Raw genomic sequence first — 2,207 nt, 5'->3', positions numbered from 1 at the left:
TCTTCCGGCTCGTGCAAGGTCAGCGGCGCGCGGCGTGCCGGTGGTCGGCCTTGGCTGCGAGACGATGCCGGCCTTCTGGTCCAGGCATTCGCCGTTCCGCGCGCCGCTGACCTTGCACGAGCCGGAAGAGATCGCGCATTTCTACCAGACGAGGGCAGCGCTGGGGCTCGCCGGTGGCATGCTGATTGCCAATCCGGTGCCGGAAAACCACGAAATCCCGGCTGAGGAGATGGCCGGCTATATCGAGGCCGCGCAGAAGGCCGCCGAGGCGCTCAACGTGACCGGCAAGGCGGTGACGCCGTTCCTGCTGGGAAAGATTCTCGAACTGACTGGCGGCAGGAGCCTGAAGACGAACATCGCGCTGGTCGAGAATAATGCGCGGCTGGCGGCGAGGATTGCGAAGGCGCTTTAGGGTCACGCAGCGAAGGTTCCCCCTCACCCGGATTCCCAAGACCGAATTGCAAAGAACAGTTCGGGGCAATCCGACCTCTCCCCGAGGGGAGAGGAGCTTGCAGCGCCGACGTCGACCTCTTCTCCCCTCGGGGAGAAGGTGGCCGCGAAGCGGACGGATGAGGGGGTGGCCTCGCGCTTGCGGGAATCTACTTCCCCGCCCGTCGCCCCGCCTCATAGGCCCGGCGTGCCCAGATCGTCATCTCGTCGGGATCATCGAAAGCGCTGTCTGGAACGCTCCAGTAGGGCATGGCGACCAGCTTGCCGTGGCGCGAGCCGGTATAGGTCCATTGCGTGCAGCCGGCGGCCTCGAACTCGGGCACGCTTTGCTCGTCGGCCTTCAACAGCAATTCGCCACGCAGCACGATGGCGACGATGACACCGTCGAAATAGATGCCCTTGCCGCCGAACAGTTTTCGGATGCTGACCGGGCCGAGGCCTTCGAACAGTTCGGCGATGCGTTCATTGTCCATGCCGCGATCATGTCACCGGCGTTTGGCCTTGTCATCGCCGCAACCAAAATCATGCTGACAGGTTGTGTGAGGTCGATCGGAGTTCCCGCTATGCCCGTGCTGCTCAAAGGCTCCTGCCGCTGCAATGCCGTCCGTTTCGAGGTGGAGAGCCACACGCCGGCGCCATTCATGCTGTGCTACTGCTCGATCTGCCGCAAGCAGCAGGGCGGCGGCGGGTTTGCCATCAATCTCGGTGCCGACAACGAAACACTGAACATCAGGGGCAAGCGCAGCCTCGGCGTCTTTCGGGCGGAGATCGAGGACGACGAGCATCCGCATTGCGAAATCTCGACCGGCGAGCGCAATTTCTGCAAGAAATGTGGATCAGCCCTTTGGCTCTACGACCCGACATGGCCGGAGCTGGTGCATCCCTTCGCTTCGGCGATCGACAGCGATTTACCCATTCCGCCAAGCAAGGTGCACCTCATGCTGAAATACAAGGCGAACTGGGTGGAGCCGGTGGTTGGCAAGCATGACAAGGTCTTCGACGTCTATCCCGAGGAATCGATCGCCGACTGGCACAAGCGCACGGGCATGTGGGTGGATTAGCCCCGTAAACGGGCGAAGGAGGGTCAGGCGGAGGCGCGTGCCTCTGCCAGCGCCTTCAGGTCGGCCGGCTTCAGTTCGACGGATTCGCCGCAGCCGCAGGCCGAACTCTGGTTCGGATTGTGGAAGGTGAAGCCGGTGCGCAGCGTCGTCTGCTCGAAATCCATCTCGGTGCCGAACAGGAATAGCGCTGCCTCGGGCGCCACATAGACATGCGCGCCGTCGCGCTCGATATGGTCGTCCTTGGTATTGGGCTCGGTCACCAGATCGACCGTATATTCCATGCCCGCGCAGCCGCCCTTCTTGATGCCGAGGCGGATGCCGTGCGCATTGTCACGCGTGGCGACACTCTCGCGCACCCGGTCGGCGGCCTTTTCGGTCATCGTGATGACGGCAAAGCGTCCCATTCTTTTTCCTTCCATTCCATGCAGGTTCAAGGCCTGCCGAATGATTCCTCACCTAAAATGGTGAAGTTTTACCCCTGGCGCAAGTATGCCAGGCCCAACGCTAGTACCAACCCACCGCGACCTGCGCCTCTTCCGACATGCGGTCGGCCGACCACGGCGGGTCGAAGGTCATGTTGACCTCGACGCCGGACACGCCTTCGACGGCGCCGACGGCATTTTCGACCCAGCCGGGCATTTCGCCGGCGACAGGGCAGCCCGGAGCGGTCAGCGTCATGTCGATCTTGACCCAGCG

General features: G+C 62.9%; 5 protein-coding genes. 2 read left to right on the top strand and 3 right to left on the bottom strand.

Translation table 11 applies throughout. The annotated features are described in order from the left end of the window. Positions 1 to 412, top strand: a 412-nt coding sequence (locus tag EN906_RS31650; RefSeq protein ID WP_206529217.1) for a pseudouridine-5'-phosphate glycosidase, incomplete at its 5' end; no start/stop codon positions are given. A 187-nt stretch (positions 413 to 599) separates the two neighbouring features. Here EN906_RS31650 and EN906_RS31645 read toward each other — a convergent pair. Further along, positions 600 to 923, bottom strand: coding sequence for a TfoX/Sxy family protein (locus tag EN906_RS31645; protein WP_127270731.1), 324 nt, complete (start codon positions 921 to 923; stop codon positions 600 to 602). 90 nt (positions 924 to 1,013) lie between these two features. On the opposite strand from EN906_RS31645, the gene EN906_RS31640 reads away from it, so the two are divergent. Continuing rightward, positions 1,014 to 1,511, top strand: a complete 498-nt coding sequence (locus EN906_RS31640) for a GFA family protein (protein WP_127270730.1) — start codon at positions 1,014 to 1,016, stop codon at positions 1,509 to 1,511. A gap of 23 nt (positions 1,512 to 1,534) precedes the next feature. Here EN906_RS31640 and sufA read toward each other — a convergent pair whose 3' ends face one another. Both sufA and EN906_RS31630 read right to left on the bottom strand, forming a co-directional pair. Continuing rightward, positions 1,535 to 1,915, bottom strand: a complete 381-nt coding sequence (gene sufA, locus EN906_RS31635; RefSeq protein ID WP_127375661.1) for a Fe-S cluster assembly scaffold SufA — start codon at positions 1,913 to 1,915, stop codon at positions 1,535 to 1,537. 100 nt (positions 1,916 to 2,015) lie between these two features. Further along, positions 2,016 to 2,207, bottom strand: a 192-nt coding sequence (locus EN906_RS31630; protein ID WP_127375660.1) for an iron-sulfur cluster assembly protein, incomplete at its 5' end; no start/stop codon positions are given.

The sequence above is a fragment of the Mesorhizobium sp. M7A.F.Ca.CA.004.06.1.1 genome, from assembly GCF_003999135.1.
Taxonomy (GTDB): domain Bacteria; phylum Pseudomonadota; class Alphaproteobacteria; order Rhizobiales; family Rhizobiaceae; genus Mesorhizobium.
The sequence above is the reverse complement of the archived record's forward strand: the minus strand, read 5'-3'. Positions and strand labels throughout refer to the sequence as shown.